This is a genomic window from Streptomyces sp. NPDC020422 (assembly GCF_044386705.1).
Classification (GTDB): Bacteria; Actinomycetota; Actinomycetes; order Streptomycetales; family Streptomycetaceae; genus Streptomyces.
On sequence record NZ_JBIRVJ010000002.1, the window covers coordinates 673,594 to 692,029 of the forward strand.

General features: G+C 73.1%; 16 protein-coding genes and 1 tRNA gene. 8 read left to right on the forward strand and 9 right to left on the reverse strand.

The annotated features are described in order from the left end of the window. The first annotated feature begins 168 nt into the window (after nucleotides 1-168). Nucleotides 169-1,215, forward strand: coding sequence for a S1C family serine protease (locus ACH414_RS07100; RefSeq protein WP_398941042.1), 1,047 nt, complete (start codon nucleotides 169-171; stop codon nucleotides 1,213-1,215). Nucleotides 1,216-1,320: 105 nt separating this feature from the next. Here ACH414_RS07100 and ACH414_RS07105 read toward each other — a convergent pair whose 3' ends face one another. Further along, nucleotides 1,321-2,892: an RDD family protein gene (locus tag ACH414_RS07105; protein WP_398941044.1), complete on the reverse strand. Its 1,572-nt coding sequence runs from the start codon at nucleotides 2,890-2,892 to the stop codon at nucleotides 1,321-1,323. Nucleotides 2,893-3,203: 311 nt separating this feature from the next. Here ACH414_RS07105 and ACH414_RS07110 point away from each other — a divergent pair, with 311 nt between their 5' ends. Continuing rightward, entirely contained in the window at nucleotides 3,204-3,698 is a 495-nt protein-coding gene (locus tag ACH414_RS07110) for an SsgA family sporulation/cell division regulator (RefSeq protein WP_386564717.1), read from the forward strand. Between the two features lie 110 nt (nucleotides 3,699-3,808). Here ACH414_RS07110 and ACH414_RS07115 read toward each other — a convergent pair whose 3' ends face one another. Beyond that, entirely contained in the window at nucleotides 3,809-5,203 is a 1,395-nt protein-coding gene (locus tag ACH414_RS07115) for an FAD-binding oxidoreductase (RefSeq protein WP_391768977.1), read from the reverse strand. 97 nt (nucleotides 5,204-5,300) lie between these two features. Here ACH414_RS07115 and ACH414_RS07120 point away from each other — a divergent pair, with 97 nt between their 5' ends. Next, entirely contained in the window at nucleotides 5,301-6,749 is a 1,449-nt protein-coding gene (locus tag ACH414_RS07120) for a tetratricopeptide repeat protein (RefSeq protein WP_398941047.1), read from the forward strand. 75 nt (nucleotides 6,750-6,824) lie between these two features. Here ACH414_RS07120 and hppD read toward each other — a convergent pair whose 3' ends face one another. Next, the gene (gene hppD, locus ACH414_RS07125) at nucleotides 6,825-7,970 is read right to left on the reverse strand and encodes a 4-hydroxyphenylpyruvate dioxygenase (RefSeq protein WP_382535909.1); all 1,146 of its coding nucleotides are present in this window, start codon (nucleotides 7,968-7,970) and stop codon (nucleotides 6,825-6,827) included. A gap of 121 nt (nucleotides 7,971-8,091) precedes the next feature. Here hppD and ACH414_RS07130 point away from each other — a divergent pair, with 121 nt between their 5' ends. The 3 genes from ACH414_RS07130 to ACH414_RS07140 all read left to right on the forward strand — a co-directional run bounded on the left by ACH414_RS07130 (nucleotide 8,092) and on the right by ACH414_RS07140 (nucleotide 10,797). Further along, entirely contained in the window at nucleotides 8,092-8,565 is a 474-nt protein-coding gene (locus ACH414_RS07130) for an Lrp/AsnC family transcriptional regulator (RefSeq protein ID WP_382535912.1), read from the forward strand. Nucleotides 8,566-8,650: 85 nt separating this feature from the next. Continuing rightward, nucleotides 8,651-9,358 carry an ArsR/SmtB family transcription factor gene (locus ACH414_RS07135; protein WP_398941050.1) on the forward strand — a complete coding sequence of 236 codons (708 nt, stop codon included), beginning with the start codon at nucleotides 8,651-8,653 and terminating at the stop codon, nucleotides 9,356-9,358. A 74-nt stretch (nucleotides 9,359-9,432) separates the two neighbouring features. Continuing rightward, the gene (locus tag ACH414_RS07140) at nucleotides 9,433-10,797 is read left to right on the forward strand and encodes an MFS transporter (protein WP_398941052.1); all 1,365 of its coding nucleotides are present in this window, start codon (nucleotides 9,433-9,435) and stop codon (nucleotides 10,795-10,797) included. On the opposite strand, the gene ACH414_RS07145 is transcribed toward ACH414_RS07140, so the two are convergent. The 6 genes from ACH414_RS07145 to ACH414_RS07170 all read right to left on the reverse strand — a co-directional run bounded on the left by ACH414_RS07145 (nucleotide 10,730) and on the right by ACH414_RS07170 (nucleotide 16,838). Then, the gene (locus ACH414_RS07145) at nucleotides 10,730-11,524 is read right to left on the reverse strand and encodes a S16 family serine protease (protein ID WP_386564726.1); all 795 of its coding nucleotides are present in this window, start codon (nucleotides 11,522-11,524) and stop codon (nucleotides 10,730-10,732) included. The two genes, ACH414_RS07140 and ACH414_RS07145, sit on opposite strands and share 68 nt — an antisense overlap. Nucleotides 11,525-11,684: 160 nt before the next feature. Continuing rightward, a complete protein-coding gene (locus tag ACH414_RS07150) occupies nucleotides 11,685-12,326 on the reverse strand; it encodes a helix-turn-helix domain-containing protein (protein ID WP_365321247.1) in 642 nt (213 codons plus the stop codon). A 494-nt stretch (nucleotides 12,327-12,820) separates the two neighbouring features. Further along, nucleotides 12,821-14,614 (reverse strand): DEAD/DEAH box helicase, encoded by a 1,794-nt coding sequence (locus ACH414_RS07155; RefSeq protein WP_382536197.1) that lies wholly within the window; start codon nucleotides 14,612-14,614, stop codon nucleotides 12,821-12,823. A gap of 105 nt (nucleotides 14,615-14,719) precedes the next feature. After that, nucleotides 14,720-15,097, reverse strand: coding sequence for a type II toxin-antitoxin system death-on-curing family toxin (locus tag ACH414_RS07160; protein WP_398941055.1), 378 nt, complete (start codon nucleotides 15,095-15,097; stop codon nucleotides 14,720-14,722). Then, the gene (locus ACH414_RS07165) at nucleotides 15,094-15,282 is read right to left on the reverse strand and encodes a hypothetical protein (protein WP_386564728.1); all 189 of its coding nucleotides are present in this window, start codon (nucleotides 15,280-15,282) and stop codon (nucleotides 15,094-15,096) included. The genes ACH414_RS07160 and ACH414_RS07165 overlap by 4 nt, the downstream gene beginning before the upstream one ends. 41 nt (nucleotides 15,283-15,323) lie before the next feature. After that, complete coding sequence (locus ACH414_RS07170) at nucleotides 15,324-16,838, reverse strand: MFS transporter (protein ID WP_398941057.1); 1,515 nt, start codon at nucleotides 16,836-16,838, stop codon at nucleotides 15,324-15,326. A 395-nt stretch (nucleotides 16,839-17,233) separates the two neighbouring features. Between ACH414_RS07170 and ACH414_RS07175 the strand changes: the two genes are divergently transcribed. Beyond that, nucleotides 17,234-17,308 (forward strand) — tRNA-Cys (locus ACH414_RS07175). 146 nt (nucleotides 17,309-17,454) lie between these two features. Beyond that, nucleotides 17,455-18,435, forward strand: coding sequence for a serine/threonine protein kinase (locus ACH414_RS07180; protein WP_398941059.1), 981 nt, complete (start codon nucleotides 17,455-17,457; stop codon nucleotides 18,433-18,435). Nucleotide 18,436 lies beyond the last annotated feature (1 nt).

The window sequence follows — 18,436 nt, forward strand, 5'->3', positions numbered from 1 at the left end:
ACGGGGTGGGAGAGGCGCGACAGGCGGATGGTTGTCCGTTCAAATCTTGATCGCTGTACAGGACCGCTCCTCGGCCCGGACCTAGCCTGAAGAGGGGGTTTTTGTCGCGGGAAGGGCGGCAATCTCATGAAAGCGCGCGCAAGGAGTGCTGCGGTCGGAGCCGCGGCCTTGGTACTCGGTCTGACGACCGGCAGCTCGTGGGCCTACGCGGACAACCTGGATCCCAAGGAGATCTACGAGCGGTCCGCACCCAGCACCGTCCACGTCATCGGGAAACTCGGATCCGGCAGCGGGTTCGTCTACGACGCCGACAAGGGGCTCATCGCCACGGCCGCGCATGTGGTGCAGGGGGAGGCGTCGCTGAAGGCCGCCGTCGGCGACCGGCCGGCGGCGCCGGTCCGGGTGGTCGGCATCGACCCCTGCGAGGACCTGGCCGTGCTGGCGTTCACCTCGCCGCAGTCGGACCTGAAAGCGATGGAGTTCGGCGACAGCAAGGACGTCCAGGCGGCCGACACGGTCGTCGCCCTCGGCTTCCCCCAGTCCCTCGGCAGCCAGGACGACACCCAGAAGCCCTCCTTCACGAGCGGCTCCGTCCAGAACCCGAGCGTCCAGAACGCGGAGCCGTCCACCTCGTTCCCCATCTACCCCTCCACCATCCAGCACTCGGCCACCGTGAACCCGGGCAACTCCGGCGGGCCCCTGCTCAACGCCGACGACAAGGTGGTCGGGATCAACGTGCTGGGCTCGAGCGGCGACGTCCAGGGGCAGTACTACGCCATCACCACGGACCACGCGCGCCCGATCCTCGACACGCTGGCGGGCGGTCAGGTCAAGAACGACCCCGGCTGGTCGCTCAAGGCCGTGGACGACCCGACGGTGGCCGACGACTTCCTGCCCGAGGACCGGGCCACCGTCAAGGCGACACAGAAGCGGCTGGTCGACAACGACGTCACCGGGGTGCTCGTCATCAGCGTGGCCTCCAATTCGCCCGCGGAGAAGGCGAAGCTGGCCCCCTTGGACGCGATGACCACCATGAAGGACAGCCCCGTGAACTCCGTCGGTGAGGTCTGCGGCGTCCTCCAGTCGGCGGGCCCCGGGGAGACCCTTCCGCTGGCGGGGGTGTACACCTACGACGACGCGCAGCAGAACATCAAGTTCGGCGACGGGTGGTCCACCAACCTCGTGCTCAGCAAGAACAACACCGGGAGCGGCTGAGCGGGCGAGCGGGCGAGCGGGCGAGCGGGCGAGCGGCAGAACCTGCGGCCGGCCGGACGTTCCGGCCAGCCGACCAGCCGACCAGCCAACCAGCCGACTAGCCGACTAGCCGGCGACGAACGTGCGGGCCGCCTTGTCGTGCCAGCACTGCCGCCACGGGCGGTCGAACAGGCACCACAGCACGTTGAGCACGCCGAGCGCGATCAGCCCGAGGACGCCGTAGACCAGCCAGCGGCGCAGGGCGGCGCCGAACGTGGGCGGTTCGTGCGCCTCGATGTCCCGCACCTCGATCCCGCACAGCTTCTTGCCGAGCGTCCGGCCCCACTTGGCCGTGGGCAGCGCCTCGTACAGGGCGCCCAGCACGAGGAACGCGGCCAGGACGATGCCGAACTGCACCGAGGTCGTCGAGTCGATCAGCCACACCTGGACGGTGACGCCCGACTGCTTGGCCGCCTCGATCTTGCCGTCGATGTGCTCGATGGCGCCCGTGACGAACGGATACGACACGGCCCCGACGACCGCCCCGAGCAGCAGCGTGTCGACGAGCCGCGCCACCAGCCGCTTCCCGAGGCCTGCCGGGCGGGCGGCGGCCTGCGCCCGGGCCGCGGACGTGAAGACGTCCTCGACGGGGGGCTTCCAGGGGAGGACGGGCTGGGGGTCCTGGGCGGCCTGCTGGGGCTGGTGAGCCTGCTGCGGCTGCTGGGGCTGAGGGATGTGGGGGGAAGGGTGGGGCTGCTGGGCCTGCTGCGGCTGCGGCTGGGGCTGCGGCTGCAGTTGCGGCTGTGCTTGCGGCTGTACGGCCTGCGGGGGCTGGGCCTGGGCCTGTGGTGCCTGCGGCTGCTGGGACCAGGACGGTGTCACGGGCATCCCGCCGAGCCGCGCGGGCGTGGCCGCGGGGGCCTGGCCGGCGCCGGCGGCGACCGCCGGGGCGGCGGAGGCGGACTGGGCCGGCGCGGACTGGGCCGGGACGGCCGCCTGCGGGTCCGCAGGGCCGCCGGCCGCGGGCCAGACGGGAGCGCTCGTCTCGGGGGCGCCGACGGGCCCCTGAGCCAGCAGGGGCCGCGGCGTACGGGGGGTCCGCGGAGCCTGGGGGGTCTCCGGAGCCCGCGCGGCGGCCTGCTCCGGTGCGGCCCGGTGCGGTTCGGCCCGGTGCGGTTCGGCCCCGCGCGGGTCGGCCGTGCGCGGGTCGGCCGCGGCCGCTCCCGCCTGGGGCCAGGCCGCCGCGGCGGCGGACCTCGGGTCGGCGGGGAGCTCCTGGGCCGGGGGCTCCTGCGGCGAGGACTCCCGCGCCGGGGCCGGCTCGTCGGGCCGCCCCCACGAGACCTTCTGGTCGCGCTCGCCGCCGAAGCCCGTCTGGAGGGAGGTCGTCGCGTGCCAGGCCGTGGCGGGCTCCTGGGCGGGGGCGGACGGCTCGGGCTCCTCGTCGAAGAAGAGCGGGCCCGTCTCCTCGACCGCGGGGACGGACGGGAGCTGCGGGGCCGGGGCCGGGCTCGGGGCCAGCTGGGGCGCGACCGAGACGGGCGGGGCCGGCAGGGCCTCGCCCTCCTTGGGGGCCGGGCGGCTGGTGCCGGGCACCCAGGCGCCGCCGTTCCAGTACCGGATGTACCCGGGGATCGACGGATCCGGGTAGTAGCCCGCCTGCGGTACCTCTCCGCCGCCTCCAGGAGGAGTAGCCACTGCCCCGACTCCGTTCAGTCACAACGCCTTTGATCCGCGCGGCCGCGCCCCGACCGCGCCGCGCCCAAGGAGGACAGTAACGAAGAACGCCGCCGGGGGGACAAGGAGCCCGGCAGAAAGGCCGCCTTCGGGGGACGGATCCCGGATTTCGTCACGCAGAGTGATCCTCGGGCCCCCGCCCACGGGCGCACCGGAGGCCCCCGAAAAAAAATCTTCGGAAACTTCTCCGAAGTCGCGTAATGGATCCGCCCGACCCCCCTCTCTCCCGGTGAAGGCCCACCCACGGGCCCCCACCGAGAGAGGCGGACGCCATGCAGAACACCGAGAAGAACAACGTCGTCGAGCGCGAGCTGGAGCTGAAGCTCGTCCTCTCCCCCGAGCGCTCCATCCCCGTCCCCGCGCGCCTCGCGTACCGCGTCGACGACCCGTACGCCGTGCACATCACCTTCCACGTCGGCTCCGAGTACCCGGTCAACTGGACCTTCGCCCGCGAACTCCTCGTGGAGGGCGTCTTCCGGGCCTGCGGCCACGGCGACGTGCGGATCTGGCCGACGAAGGTCGAGGGCCGCAACGTCATCCTGATGGCGCTCTCCTCCCCCGACGGCGACGCCCTCCTGGAGGCGCCCTCCGCGCAGGTGTCCGCCTGGCTCGAGCGGACCCTGCGCGTGGTCCCGCCGGGCACCGAGACCGAGCAGCTCGGCATCGACGACGGTCTCGCCGAGCTCCTCGCCACCACCGTGGTCGGCGACGAGCTGTGGCTGCGCGACCCGTGGCCGTCGGACGAGTCCACGGACGGCGAGCTGTGACCCCCGTACGGAGGACCCCGGAACGACCGGAGGGCTCCCGGCGGCAGGAGCCGCCGTCAGCACCGCCCGGAGGGCCGGATGCGCCCGGCCGGTCGGACCCGCCCCGACGGTCAGAACAGCTTGCCCGGGTTCAGCAGCCCCAGCGGGTCGAAGGTCTGCTTGATCCCGCGCTGCAGCTCCAGCCCCACCGGTCCCAACTCCCTCGCCAGCCACTCCTTCTTCAACACGCCCACCCCGTGCTCGCCGGTGATCGTGCCGCCCAGCTCGAGCCCGAGCGCCATGATCTCGTCGAAGGACTCCCGCGCCCGCCGCGACTCGTCCTCGTCGGCGTGGTCGAAGCAGACGACGGGATGGGTGTTGCCGTCCCCCGCGTGCGCGCAGACGCCGATGGTCAGCCCGTACTTCTCCGCGATCGCGGCCGTGCCGGCCAGCATCGCGGCCAGCCTGGTGCGCGGCACGCACACGTCGTCGATCATGGTCGCGCTCTTGATCGTCTCCAGGGCCGTGAGCGACAGCCTGCGCGCCTGGAGCAGCAGTTCGGACTCGGCGGCGTCCTCGGCCGGTACGACCTCGGTGGCCCCGGCCGCCCGGCAGAGCTCCGCGACGGCGGCCAGGTCGGCCCCCGGATCCGGGGTGTCGAACGCACACAGGAGCAGGGCGTCCGTGGTGTCCGGCAGCCCCATGTGGGCCAGCTTGTTGACGGCCCGGACGGTGGTGCCGTCCATGAGTTCGAGCAGCGACGGCGTGTGGCCGCGCTCCATGATCGCGCAGACGGCCTCGCAGGCGGCGGCCGCGGAGGGGAACTCGGCGGCCAGGGCGAGCTGCACGGGCGGCTGCGGCCGCAGCGCGAGCACCGCGCCGACGACGATGCCGAGGCTGCCCTCGGAGCCGACGAAGAGGCGGGTCAGGTCATATCCGGCGACGCCCTTGGCGGTGCGCCGACCGGTCCTGAGCAGGCGCCCGTCGGCGAGCACGACGTCCAGACCGAGCACGTACTCGGCGGTGACCCCGTACTTCACGCAGCACAGGCCGCCGGACGCGGTGCCGATGTTGCCGCCGATGGTGCACATCTCCCAGCTGGAGGGGTCCGGCGGGTAGTACAGGCCGTGTTCGGCGACGGCCCGCGAGAGCACGGCGTTGATCACGCCCGGTTCGACGACGGCGATCCGGTCGACCGGGTTGATCTCCAGGATGCGGTCCATCTTGACCAGCGAGAGCACGATGCAGCCGTCGGAGGCGTTGGCGCCGCCGGACAGACCGGTGCGGGCGCCCTGCGGGACGACGGGCACGCGTAGTTCGGTCGCCGTGCGCATGACGTGCTGGACCTGCTCGACGGTGCGCGGGAGCACGACGGCCGCGGGGGTGCCGGCCGTGCAGAAGCTCGCCATGTCGTGCGCGTACGAGGCGGTGACGTCCGGGTCGGTGAGCAGCGCCTCGGCGGGGAGCCCGGTGCGCAGCATGCGGTGCAGCCGCGCCTGAAGATCGTCCTGCTGAAGATCGTCCATGGTTCCAGCGTGGCACCCGGGGCCATCGGTGTGAACCCGCCGGGACGGGTGCTCGTGTGCTCTTCGTACAGCCGCCCGCGGGCGCACAGTGAGCGCCATGAAGAGCGAGAACGTGTCGAGGACGGTGCTGGCCTGCGGGGTGGGCGCGGTGCTCGCCGCGACGGCGCTGCTGTACCTGCCCGAGCTGACCGACCGGCCGCCGCGCCCCGTGCCCGGTCCCGCCGAGCGGGCTGCGAGCGCGGCGCACGCCGGGGCGCAGGCGGCGCTGCCGGATCTGGTCGCGCTGATCGGCGACCGGGAGAAGTGGCTGAAGGCCCACCCCGGTGACGACGCGTCATGGGCGGTGCTCGGCGCGGCTTATACGGAGCGGGGGCTGCGGCGCGCGGACGCGGCGGACTTCCCGCGGGCCGAGGCCGCCCTGAAGCGCTCCCTCGCCGTCCTGCCGGCCGCCCGCGGCAATCTGGACGCGCAGGTGGGCCTGGCGGCCCTGGCGAACGCGCGGGGCGACTTCGGTGCGGCGAAGCGCTGGGGCGAGGGGGTGCGCAAGGCGAACCCGAAGCGCTGGTCGGCGTATCCGGTGCTGATCGACGCGTACGAGGGCCTCGGCGACCACCGGGCGGCGCAGAAGGCGGCGGAGACCCTCGCCGAACTGCACTCCGGGTCGGCCGTCAGCGGCCGTTCGGCCCAGCTGTACCGCAACCGGGGCTGGCGCGAGGACGCGGGCGCGGCGGCCCTGGACGCGGTGGCGCTCGCGGAGACGGGCGCGGACAAGGCGGCGGCGCTGGCCCGGCTCGGCGACCTGGCGTGGGAGCGGGGCGAGCCGGCGGAGGCGCTGGCTCAGTACGGGGCGGCGCTCGGCCTCGTCCCGGACCACGCCCCGTCCCTGGCGGGCCGCGCCCGTGCCCGGGCGGCACTCGGCGGGACCGGCGAGGCGCTGCGCGACTGGCAGGCGGCGCTGGCGCGGCTGCCGCTGCCGGAGTACCTCCTGGAGGCGGGCGAACTGGCCGAGTCGCTGGACCGGGACGCGCAGGCGCAGGGCCTGTACGAGCGCCTGCGGAACGGGCGCCTGCCGCGCGCGGAGGTGGCCCTGGGGCTGCTCGCGGCGGACCACGGCGACCCGGCGGAGGGCGTCCGGCTGCTGCGCGCGGAGTGGGCCGAGGGCCACCGCTCGCTGGCGGTGGCGGACGCGCTGGGCTGGGCGCTGTACCGGTCGGGCGAGCCCAAGGAGGCCCTGGAGTACGCGAAGCGGGCCACCGACGAGGGACTGCGCAGCGCGCTCTTCTCGTACCACCTCGGGGAGATCGAGCGGGCCCTGGAGCAGTCGGGGCCGGCCCGCCGCCATCTCGCGGAGGCCCTGCGGATCAACCCCTGGTTCTCCCCGCTGCTCGCCCCGCGCGCGAAGGAGGCCCTCAAGGCGCTGGGGGACCCGTCGGACGAACTCCCCAAGGACGTGCGCCGGAACGAGGGCGCGGACGAGCTCCCCAAGGACGCCGGGCAGAACGAACGCGCGGAGGAGCGGAAGAAGGCCCCGGGCGGCCCCCCGTAACCGCCCGGGACGTGGGCAAGGGCCCGGCCCCGGGGATGGTCACCCGGGCCGGGCCCCTGTCTGAGGGCGGCGGCCTTAGAGGTTGCCGCGCTTCTCCTGCTCGCGCTCGATCGCCTCGAACAGGGCCTTGAAGTTGCCCTTGCCGAAGCCCATCGAGCCGTGCCGCTCGATCATCTCGAAGAAGACGGTCGGGCGGTCCTGGACCGGCTTGGTGAAGATCTGCAGCAGGTAGCCGTCCTCGTCGCGGTCGGCGAGGATCTTCAGCTCACGCAGCTCGTCGATCGGCACGCGGGTGTCGCCGACCCACTCGCCGAGGGTGTCGTAGTACGCGTCCGGGACGGACAGGAACTCGACGCCGGCGGCCCGCATCGCGCGCACGGTGGCGACGATGTCGTTCGTGGCGAGCGCGATGTGCTGGACACCGGGGCCGCCGTAGAACTCCAGGTACTCGTCGATCTGCGACTTCTTCTTCGCGATCGCCGGCTCGTTGATCGGGAACTTGACCTTCTTGGTGCCGTCGGCGACGACCTTCGACATCAGGGCCGAGTACTCGGTCGCGATGTCGTCGCCCACGAACTCCTTCATGTTCGTGAAGCCCATGACCTTGTTGTAGAACGCGACCCACTCGTTCATCTTGCCGAGCTCGACGTTGCCGACGCAGTGGTCGATCGCCTGGAAGGTGCGCTTGGCCGGCGGCTCGACGATCGGCTGCGCGGCGACGTAGCCGGGCAGGTAGGGGCCGTCGTAGCCGGAGCGGTCGACGAGGGTGTGGCGGGTCTTGCCGTACGTGGCGATGGCGGCCAGGACGACGGTGCCGTTCTCGTCCTTGAGCTCGTACGGCTCGACGAGGCCGGTGGCGCCCTGCTCGACGGCGTGGGCGTAGGCGGCGCGGGCGTCCGGCACCTCGATCGCCAGGTCGATGACACCGTCACCGTGCGCGGCGACGTGCTCGTCGATGAAGCGGCCCCAGTCGCTGGTGGCCTTGATGACGGAGGTGAACACGAAACGGGCGGAGCCGTTGGTGAGGACGTAGTTGGCGGTCTCGCGGCTGCCGTTCTCCGGTCCGGAGTAGGCGACCAGCTTCATGCCGAAGGCCGTGGAGTAGTAGTGCGCGGCCTGCTTGGCGTTGCCGACGGCGAAGACGACCGCGTCCATTCCCTTCACCGGGAAGGGGTCGGCCTCACGCGCGGTGGTCGGGGTGTGATCGATGGTCTCAGTCATGACAGCAGCGTCGCGCCGTCCGGCAAGCTGCGCAATAGTTTCTTGTTCCACTGGTCAATCTGCCCAGCAGTACGCCACCATCGACGTGCGACTTGTACATGATGACCATCGGGAGGCCGCCGTGGCGATCGATCATCTGGACGGACGACTCATCGTGCTCCTCGCGGAGGAGCCGCGGATCGGGGTCCTGGAGGCCTCGCGCCGCCTCGGAGTGGCGCGAGGGACGGTCCAGGCGCGCCTCGACCGCCTCCAGTCGAACGGCGTGGTCCGCGGCTTCGGCCCCCAGGTCGACCCCGCGGCGCTCGGCTACCCGGTCACGGCCTTCGCGACCCTGGAGATCAAGCAGGGCCAGGGCGCGGACGTCCGGGGCCACCTGGCGACCGTCCCGGAGGTCCTGGAGCTGCACACGACCACGGGCCACGGGGACATGCTGTGCCGGCTGGTGGCCCGCTCCAACGCGGACCTCCAGCGGGTGATCGACCGGGTCGTCGGCTTCGACGGCATCGTCCGGGCGTCCACGGCGATCGTGATGGAGAACCCGGTGCCGCTGCGGATCATCCCGCTGGTGGAGCAGGCGGCGGGGGACGGGGCGTAGGGCGCGAAAGGACTCCGAGGGAGTTGCAAAGAAGTCTCTGCAAAAAACCGTTGCAGAGACTTCTTTGCAACTCTATGGTCGAGTCATGCCCGAGAAGCCCGACACCGGCCACCCCCCTCAGCCCGAGCCCGAGACCGGGCGCGAGACCGCGCCCGCGCCTGCGCCCGCCGGCTCGCCTGCATCCGCGGGCCCGCCTGCATCCGCGCCCGCGGGCGAGCTCACGCCGCTCGGCAACAGGCTGCTCGACCCGCGCTCACTGCGCGGACTCGCGCATCCCCTGCGCATCCAGCTGCTGCGCTCCCTGCGCCATCACGGCCCCGCGACCGCCTCGCAGCTCGCCGAGCGGCTGGGCGAGTCCAGCGGCGCCACCAGCTACCACCTGCGCCGGCTGGCCGCCCACGGCTTCGTCGAGGACGCCCCGGAGCTCGGCAAGGGCCGCGAGCGCTGGTGGAAGGCGGTGGCGCAGGGCACGACCTTCGACGAGGCGCTGTACAGGAACCCGGACCCGGAGGTCCAGGGCGCCGTCGAGGTCTACCTCCACGAGATAGCGACCATCCACACCCAGGAGCTCAACACCTACCTCGGCACCCGGCACCAGTGGCCCGACGTCTGGCTCGGTGCCTCCGACATGAGCGACTTCACGCTCCATTTGTCCCCGGAGCGGCTGCGCGAGCTCGACGAGCGGCTGCACGCCCTCATCAACGAGTACCGGACCGACGAGGACCGCGGGGCCGCCGACACCCAGCGCATCCGGATGCACCTCCACGCCTTTCCCCAGCACGGCGAGAACTGACCGCCGCCGACCCGACCAGGACCAGCACACCATCTGCGCAGCCGCCTGAAGCAGCCACAACGGGGGGAACCACCGTGCACCCGCACGCATCCGCACACACGGACTCACACTCGCCCGCACGCCCGCCCTCACGCACGCCCCTGGCCACCGTCCTGGCCGCCAACACCATCTCCATCAGCGGCAATTCGCTCACGCTCATCGGCGTCCCGTGGTTCGCCCTGGAGACCACGGGGAGCCCGGGGAAGGCCGGTCTCGTCGCCTTCTTCGCCGCCGTGCCGGTCATCGTCTCGGCCATCTGCGGCGGCCCCGTCATCGACCGGATCGGCCGCCGCCGCGTCTCCGTCGCCTCCGACCTGGTCTGCGCCCTGGCCCTCGCGTCGATCCCGCTGCTCAACCAGGCCGGTCTGCTCCGGTTCTGGATGCTGTGCGCGCTGATGGGCGTCACGGGCCTCTTCCACGCGCCGGGCGAGACCGCCCGCAGCGTCCTCATTCCCGACCTCGCCCGCCACGCCGGCACCCCGCTGTCCCGCGCGGCCAGCCTCTACGACGCCGTCTCCCGGGGCGCCCGGATGGCCGGCGCCGCGCTCGCCGGCCTCCTCGTCGCCCTCATCGGCGCGGACACGGTGCTGTACGTGGACGCCGCCACCTTCGGCGTCTCGGCCCTGCTCGTCCTCGGGGGCCTGCGCGGGATCCCCTCCGCCGAACCGCTCCGCGACGCCCCGCCGCTCTCCCTCGCCACCTACCGCTCCGACCTGCGCGCGGGCTACTCCTTCCTGCTGCACACCCCGCTGCTGCTCGGGATCAACCTGATGGTGATGGTCACCAACGGTCTGAGCCAGAGCTGGAGCGCGGTGCTGCTCCCCGTGCACGCCCGCGAGGAGCTCGGCGGCGCGGCCTCGATCGGCCTGCTCGTCGCCACCTTCGGCGGCTGCGCCCTGCTCGGGGCGCTGCTCTACGGGGCGGTGGGCCAGCGCTTCCCGCGCCGCCCGGTCCTCACGCTGGGCTTCGTGCTCGCCGGAGCCCCCTCGGCGGTGGTCGCGGCCTTCACGGACACCACCCCACCGCTGCTCGTGGCGATGGCGCTCGGCGGTCTCGGCGCGGGGGTCCTGAACCCGATCCTCACCACGCTCTTCTACGAGACGGTCCCCGAGGAGCTCCGCAGCCGCGTCGGCGGCGCGAGCACGGCGAGCGTCCTGCTGACGACCCCGCTCGGCGGCGTGGCGGCGGGCTACCTGGTCGAGCGGGCCGGCATCACCACGGCCCTGCTGAGCTACGCGGCGCTCTACTTCCTGGCCACGCTCTCCCCGCTGATATTCCCGTCCTGGCGCGGGATGGACGCCCCCGCCGCGGCCCCCGCCGAGGGGCCGGAGGTCAGCAGCTCGGAACCTTCGACTCCTGCCCCTGCTCAAGAGCCCTCAGGGACGACACCGCGTCGCTGAGCGCGGTGACCGGCACCAGCCGCAGCCCCTTCGGCAGCTCGGCCTGCGCCTGGGAGCACTCGTCCTTCGGTACGAGGAAGACGGTGGCCCCGTCCCGCGCGGCGGCCTGCGTCTTCAGGGACACCCCGCCGACCGCGCCGACCTTCCCGTCGGGCGTGATGGTGCCCGTACCGGCGACGGTCCGGCCGCCGGTGAGGTCACCGCCGTCCCCGTCCCCGTCGATCTTGTCGACGATGCCGAGGGAGAACAGCAGCCCGGCGCTGGGCCCGCCGACATCGGCGAGGTGCAGCTCGACCTTGACCTTCTTCGGGTCCAGCTTCAGATAGCCGAGGGCGGCGAGGGAGGCCGCGTCCTGCGACTCCTTCATCTGCCCGAGGTTGCGCTCCTCGATCTCCTTGTCGGACTTGCCCGACGGGTAGACCGACTCGCGCGGCAGCACCGCCCGGTCCGTACGGAACCAGGCGTCGGCCACCTCGCCGAGGTCGATGTCCTCCGAAGGCCCGGTCGCCAGGATCGTCGTCATCCGCAGCTGGCCCTCGGTCGGCCGGACCGGGACGCCGGAGACGGTGATGACCTCACGCCCCTGGTCCTTGCCGAGCACATCGGCGGTCGACCCCGGCTGCGCGATCGAGAACGGCAAGGGCGCCAGCCCGGCGACGGCGAACAGCACGACGACGGGCAGACCACAGACGAGAAGCGCCCGAGGACGCGAAAGACGGGAGAACACGCCCCCAATCTAACCGGCCCGGTTGCGGGCACACGTTCCGCTCGGGCGGAACAGGTGGGCACGCCCCCGCGAGCACGGCGCCGCTGCCAGGCCCGGCACCGCCTGGCCCAGGAGCCCCGGGTCCAGGAGCCCGGGCCCGGGCCCCCGGCCGCCGTGCGCCTTAGCGCAAGGCGTCGGCGACCTCCCGGGCCGCGTCCACCACCCGCGGCCCCACCCGCTCCGGCACGGCGTCCGACAGCATCACGACGCCCACGCTGCCCTCGATCCCGGTCACCCCGACGAGCGGCGCGGCGGCGCCGCTGGCGCCCGCCTCCAGCTCGCCGTGGGTGAGGGTGTAGCCCGGCTCGATGAGCTCGCCCAGCCGCGCGGCGAGGATCGCGCGCCCGGCCGCCCCACGGTCCAGCGGGTGCCGGAAGCCGGCCCGGTAGGCCACGTGGTAGTCGGTCCAGGTCGGTTCGACGACGGCGACGGCGAGCGCCTCGGCCCCGTCGACCAGCGTCAGGTGGGCCGTCGCGCCTATGTCCTCGGCGAGCGAGCGCAGCGCGGGCAGCGCGGCCTCCCGCACCAGCGGATGGACCTGGCGGCCGAGCCGGAGCACGCCGAGTCCGACCCGGGCGCGGCCACCCAGGTCGCGGCGGACGAGGGCGTGCTGTTCGAGCGTGGCGAGCAGACGGTAGACGACGGTCCGGTTGACGCCGAGTCGGTTGGACAACTCGGTGACGGTCAGGCCGTGGTCGGTGTCGGCAAGCAGTTTGAGGACTCTGAGTCCCCGGTCGAGCGTCTGGGAGGTCTCCGCGGTCACGACGCCCTCTCCTTCGGAGTGAGTGACAGCGGACTCGTACGAGAGCTGCGGCACCGGTCCCATCGGCGACGCACGTCAGAGGCCGCCGGCAGGACGGGGCACACCGGCTGCGCTCCGCGGCGGCGCTGCCACGGGGCGTTTGCTTGAGCCGGGACAGTAGCGAGCTGCTCCGCTCAGCGGAAGACCTCGTCCAGAATCCGGGCGCGTGCGACCGGATACGGGCGGTTCGGGACCTAAGTCGGCCGAACAGGGGACTTTGGCGGACAAGGACGCCCAGGGGGTGCCCGTAGCGTGGAGGTGCGCGAGGCCCGACCGTGGGGGCCGGTCCTCGTCGCGGCGTCCTCTCCCCCGGACGGCCGAGAGGCCCGTACGCAGCCTGCGTACGGGCCTCTCCGCATCCCCGTCCCGACCTCCGGGCCGACCTGGGCTGGGCCGGGCCGGTCTGGTCTGGGCTGGGTCGGTCTGGGCTGGGGCGGACCGGGGACGGGCTGGGCTCACCGCATCCGGGTGGCCCACTCCTGCACCTTCTTGATCCGCTCGCGGATCTGCCCGGCGGTGGCCTCCGCGCTCGGCGGGCCGCCGCACACACGCCGCAGCTCGGTGTGGATCACGCCGTGCGGCTTGCCGCTCTGATGAACGTACGCACCGACCATCGTGTTGAGCTGTTTCCGCAGCTCGAGCAGCTCCTTGTGGGAAACGACGGGGCGCCGCTCGGCCGGAAGCTCCAGCAGGTCGGCCTCGGTGTCCGGCTTCTTGCGGCTGTGCGCGATCTGCCGGGCCTGCCGCTTCTGCAGGAGCAGCTGCACCTGGTCCGGCTCCAGGAGACCGGGGATCCCGAGGTAGTCCTGCTCCTCCTCGCTGCCCGGGTGGGCCTGCATGCCGAACTCGGCGGCGTTGTAGAGCACCCGGTCGAAGACGGCGTCGGACTCCAGCGCCTCGAAGGGCAGCATGTCCTGCTCGCCGGTGTCCTCGTCCTGCTGCTTCTCGGCCTCGGCGAGCTCCTTCTCGGACTCGGCGTACGGGTCCTCCTCGCCCTCCTTCTTGGGCCGGTCGAGGACGTGGTCGCGCTCGACCTCCATCTCGCTGGCGAAGCCGAGGAGGCTCGGGATGGTGGGAAGGAACACGGACGCGGTCTCGCCGCGCCTGCGGGATCGCACGAAACGCCCGACGGCCTGCGCGAAGAACAGCGGGGTCGAAATCGTCGTCGCGTACACGCCGACGGCGAGCCGCGGCACGTCGACGCCCTCGGACACCATGCGGACCGCGACCATCCACCGGTCGGTGCTTTCGCTGTACTCGTCGATGCGATTCGAGGCGCCGGCGTCGTCGGAGAGCACGACGGTCGCCTTGGTGCCGGTGATCTCCCGGATCAGCTTGGCGTAGGAGCGGGCCGAATCCTGGTCGCTCGCGATGACGAGCCCGCCGGCGTCGGGAATCGACTTCCGGACCTCGGTGAGCCGCTGGTCCGCGGCGCGCAGCACGTTGGGCATCCAGTCGCCGCGCGGATCGAGGGCGGTGCGCCAGGCCTGGGAGACCGCGTCCTTGGTCATGGGCTCGCCGAGCCGGGCCGCGATCTCGTCACCGGCCTTGGTGCGCCACCGCATGTTGCCGCTGTAGCTGAGGAAGATGACGGGCCGGACGACCCCGTCGCCGAGGGCGTTCCCGTATCCGTACGTGTAGTCGGCGGAAGACCGCCGGATTCCGTCGTTCCCCTCCTCGTACGTCACGAAGGGAATCGGGTTCGTGTCGGAGCGGAAGGGCGTACCGGTCAGGGCGAGCCGCCGGGTGGCGGGCTCGAAGGCCTCCAGGCAGGCCTCGCCCCAGGACTTGGAGTCACCGGCGTGGTGGATCTCGTCGAGGATGACGAGGGTCTTGCGCTGCTCGCAGCGGTTGCGGTGGAGCATGGGGCGCACCCCGACACCGGCATAGGTGATGGCGACCCCGTCGTACTCCTTGCTGAGCGGCCCGGCGCTGTAGTCCGGGTCGAGCTTGATCCCTATCCGCGCGGCGGCGGCGGCCCACTGCTTCTTCAGGTGCTCGGTGGGCGCGACGACGGTGACCTGCTGCACCACGTGGTGGTGCAGCAGCCAGGACGCGAGGGTCAGGGCGAAGGTGGTCTTGCCGGCGCCCGGCGTGGCGACCGCGAGGAAGTCACGGGGCTGCTCCTGGATGTACTTCTCCATCGCGCCCTGCTGCCAGGCTCGCAGCTTGTTGGCGGTGCCCCAGGGGGCGCGGCCGGGGAAGGCGGGAGAGAGGTGATGGGAGGAGGAGGCGGTAGTAGTCACGATCTCCGGTTCGACGCTCGTCCAGATATGACAACCGGGCCACCTTACCGGTGCGACCCCCGCGACCCACCCCGATCGACCCCGTGGCGGCCCCCCGTGAGACGGTCCTCACAGACCCCGCAGCCGCTCCGCTATGTCGGGAATGTCCACCAGCGAACCCGCGGCGACCTCGATGACCAGCTCATACGCCCGGTCAAGATCGACATCACCGAGATCGATCCCGTTGACGCCGAGGAAGACGGCGGCGGACAGCCAGGCGGCCCGCTTGTTCCCGTCCACGAGGGGATGGTTGGCGGCGATCGCGTGCAGCAGCACGGCGGCCTGCTCGTACACCTCGCCGTAGGCGCTCTCGCCGAACATCCGGGCCCGCGGTCGGTGTACGGCGGACTCCAGCAGCCCCGGGGCCCGCAGCTCGGGCTCCCCCTCCCCGGTGAAGGCGATCCGGGCGACCTCGGTCACCTCGGCGACGGTCAGGAACCGGCTCACTCCCCCAGCCTCCTCAACAGCACCGCATGCCGCCGCGCAAGCCGCAGGGCCTCGTCCCGCACGGGCGCGCCCTCGGCCTCGACGTACCGCCGCAGGGCGTCGGAGACGAGCTCCTGGACGTCGACACCACGGGCGTCGGCGAGATCGAGGAGATCGGGGCCGAGGGGAACGGTCAGATGCTTCACGCGGGAAGCGTAGGGAGCGGGAGGGTCCGGGACGAACGGATTTACTTTCCCTCCGCCGCCCGCCGCTCGCCGCCCGGTCGGCCGGCGCCCAACCGGCCGGCGCCCAACCGGCCGGCGCCCAGCCGGGTGGCGACCCAGGCGCCGACCGCGGCGACCGCGGCCATCGGGAGGAAGACGGCGGCGAAGGCGGCGGGATGCGAGCCGGTCGCGGCGCCGCCGGAGGCGGCGTGCCCGACGGCGCCGCCACCGAGCGCGGCGAAGGCGGCACCTCCGGCGGCGAGCAGCAGCACATTGGACAGGCCGTCGGAGATCTGCAGCGCGGCGGAGTTCGCCCCGGCCTCCTCGGGCGCGGAGAGCTTGAGGAGCAGCACGCTGGTGAGGGCGATCACGATGCCCATGCCGAAGCAGCCGACGGCCCAGGCTACGGCGACCACCCAGGCCGGCACGGCCTCGATGAGCACGCTGGGCGCGGCGGCGATGGCGAGGGCGACCAGAACCATGCCGAAGACCACGAGCCGCTCCCGGTACGGCTCGGTCCACGGCCGCGCCTGGACGTAGGAGCCGAGCGCCCAGGTCAGCCCGCCGACGGCGAGGGAGAGCCCGGCGAGGGTGGGGCTGAGCCCGCGCTGGGTGACGAGCATCAGCGGTACAAACGATTCGGCAGCGATGAAGGACCCGGCCGCGATCCCGCGCAGCAGCACCACCGAGGGCAGCCCCCGGGCCGCCCGGTACGTACCGCGGGGCAGCAGCCCGCGGACGGCGGGCACGAGCAGCGCGGCGCCGGCGAGGGCGGGGAGCAGGGAGAGCCAGCGCAGCTCCTGTCCGGCGTACTGGAGCAGCGCGGCGCCGAGCGAGATGCCGAGGGCGAGCCGGATGCGGCGCCGGTCGTACGGCGGGAGGGGCGCGTCGGGGTCGGCCGGCCCGGAGGCGGTGCGCCGGATCGCGGGCAGCGCGAGGGCGAGCGGGAACACCACGAGGCAGGGAATCCCCACGAAGACCCATCGCCATCCGATGTGCTCGGTGATGGTGCCGGCCGCGAGCGGCCCCACGACGGAGGGCACGACCCAGGCGGCGGCGAAGGCGGCCATGATCGCGGGCCGCAGCCGCTCCTCGTAGGCCCGGCTGATCACCACGTACAGCGCGACGATCACCAGCCCGCCGCCGAGCCCCTGGACGGCCCGCCCGAGGATGAACAGCCACATCGACCCGGCCGTGCCGGAGAGCAGCAGCCCGGCGGCGAAGGCGCTCATCCCGGCGGTGAGCGGCGCGAGCGGCCCGCTGCGGTCGCACCACTGCCCGGACAGCACCATGGCGAAGAGGCTGGTGGTGAAGTACGCGGAGAAGGCGAAGGCGTAGAGCGACACCCCGTCGAGCTCGCGCGCGGCGACGGGCATGGCGGTGCCGACGGCGGTGGCTTCGAAGGCGATGAGCAGCACCACGGACACGATGCCGATGCTGAGCGCCCGGTGCGCGCGGTCGAGCACGCTTCCGCCGCCGGCGGGGGGTACGGGGGCGGCGGGAGGCGCGGCCGTGTCGCGGGATTCGTGGACGCTCATCCCACCAGAGTAAGGGCCAATGCCGCAGGTGACCCCTGTCGTAAGTCGGTCTCGCGCTGGTCCTTCGGTCGTAGGCCGGGGCCGCCCACGCCGGCCCGCGTCCGCCCGCCGATACCCGCCGGGCACCCGCCCGCACCGCCCGCCGGTACCCGCCCGCATCCGCCCGCCGGTAGCCGGTACCCGCCCGCATCCGCCCGCCCGCATCCGCCCGCCGGTATCCGCCCGTACGCGCCCGCATCCGCCCGCTGGTAGCCGCCCGCATCCACCCGTACCCCCCTTGCACCCACCCGCTCATGAACGCGCTGTGGCACCCGTATGGCAGTCGTGTTGCACGACCCCCGCACCCATTGAGCCCGTCCGCCCCCGAGGCCTAACGTCTTACTCGTCGCCACCACGACCGTGTGCCCGAGTGGTTGAGGGGCTCGCCTGCAAAGCGAGTTACGTGGGTTCAATTCCCGCCACGGTCTCCAGATACGGAGGAGGGGCGTCCCGAGGAGTCGGGACGCCCCTCCTCCGCGTCCGCGCCCACCTCCCGTTCGAGTCCCTAACAGCGAGTCGCCGCCGCCCGATTGAGTAGGCTCTCCCTGCTCAGGGGGAGATCGAGGGGGATTCGCACATGGAACGGCCGTACCGTCTCATCACGCGCCTGGATCCACCCCCGCCCCAGACCGACCCGGCCAGCCCCTCAGCCTCCTCCCCGGCCTCCTCCCCCGCCCTCTCCCCCGTCCCCTGCCGCCGCTTCGTCGCCCGCGACGCGACGGGCGACCGGACGGTGCACCTGACGGCCCCGCTCCCCGGCACGGACCCGGCCCTCTTCCGGGGCGAGGCGGAGACGGCGCAGCGCCTCGCGCTCCCCTGGACGTTCCCGGTCACGGAGATCGGCGGGGGCACCGTCGGCTCGGAGGCCTGGTTCGCGACCCCGTACGTGCCCGCGCTCCCGCTCCCCGTCGCGCTGGCCGTGCACGGAGGACCGTTGCCACTGGAAACGGTACGGGTGATCGGCGTGGCCCTGGCGGAGACGCTGGCCGTGCTGCACGCGCAGGGCACCGCCCACGCGGGGGTGGCACCGGCGGCGGTGCTGCTGACGGCGGACGGACCACGGCTCACCTGCTTCGGGGCGGCCCGCACGACCGACCGGGTGGACCGTGCGGCGCAGGCTCCGGAGCAGGCGACCGGGGGGCTGCCGCGGCCGCCGGGCGATGTGTACGGACTGGGCGCGGTCCTCGCGTACGCCGCCACCGGCCACACCGCACCCGAGAGCGGCGAACTGCCTCCCGCGCTGGGCCCGTCGATCACCGCCTGCCTGACCCGCGACCCGGCGAACCGCCCGTCCGCCGCCGCACTGCTCGCGGCCCTGACACCCCCGCCCCCACCGACCTCCCACGAACCCCACAGCCCCCGAGGCTCCCAGGGCTCCCACGAACACAGCCCCCACCAGCCCCACGGCACCCACGGCACCCACGGCACCCTGCTCGACGCACCGCCGCAGCCTCCCCTCCTCACCCCTGGCTGGCTCCCACCCCGCGTGGTCGCGGCGCTGGCCCGCCAGTCCGCCGCCTTGCTCGCCGCAGGCCTGCCCGACTCCCCCGGGAACTGAC

Coding starts and splice junctions, on each gene's coding strand:
- ACH414_RS07135 (WP_398941050.1), top strand. CDS start 8,651: ATGCCCGAGAAGCCCGACACCGGCCACCCCCCTCAGCCCGAGCCCGAG.
- ACH414_RS07170 (WP_398941057.1), bottom strand. CDS start 16,838: ATGAGCGTCCACGAATCCCGCGACACGGCCGCGCCTCCCGCCGCCCCC.
- ACH414_RS07115 (WP_391768977.1), bottom strand. CDS start 5,203: ATGGACGATCTTCAGCAGGACGATCTTCAGGCGCGGCTGCACCGCATG.
- hppD (WP_382535909.1), bottom strand. CDS start 7,970: ATGACTGAGACCATCGATCACACCCCGACCACCGCGCGTGAGGCCGAC.
- ACH414_RS07120 (WP_398941047.1), top strand. CDS start 5,301: ATGAAGAGCGAGAACGTGTCGAGGACGGTGCTGGCCTGCGGGGTGGGC.
- ACH414_RS07180 (WP_398941059.1), top strand. CDS start 17,455: ATGGAACGGCCGTACCGTCTCATCACGCGCCTGGATCCACCCCCGCCC.
- ACH414_RS07110 (WP_386564717.1), top strand. CDS start 3,204: ATGCAGAACACCGAGAAGAACAACGTCGTCGAGCGCGAGCTGGAGCTG.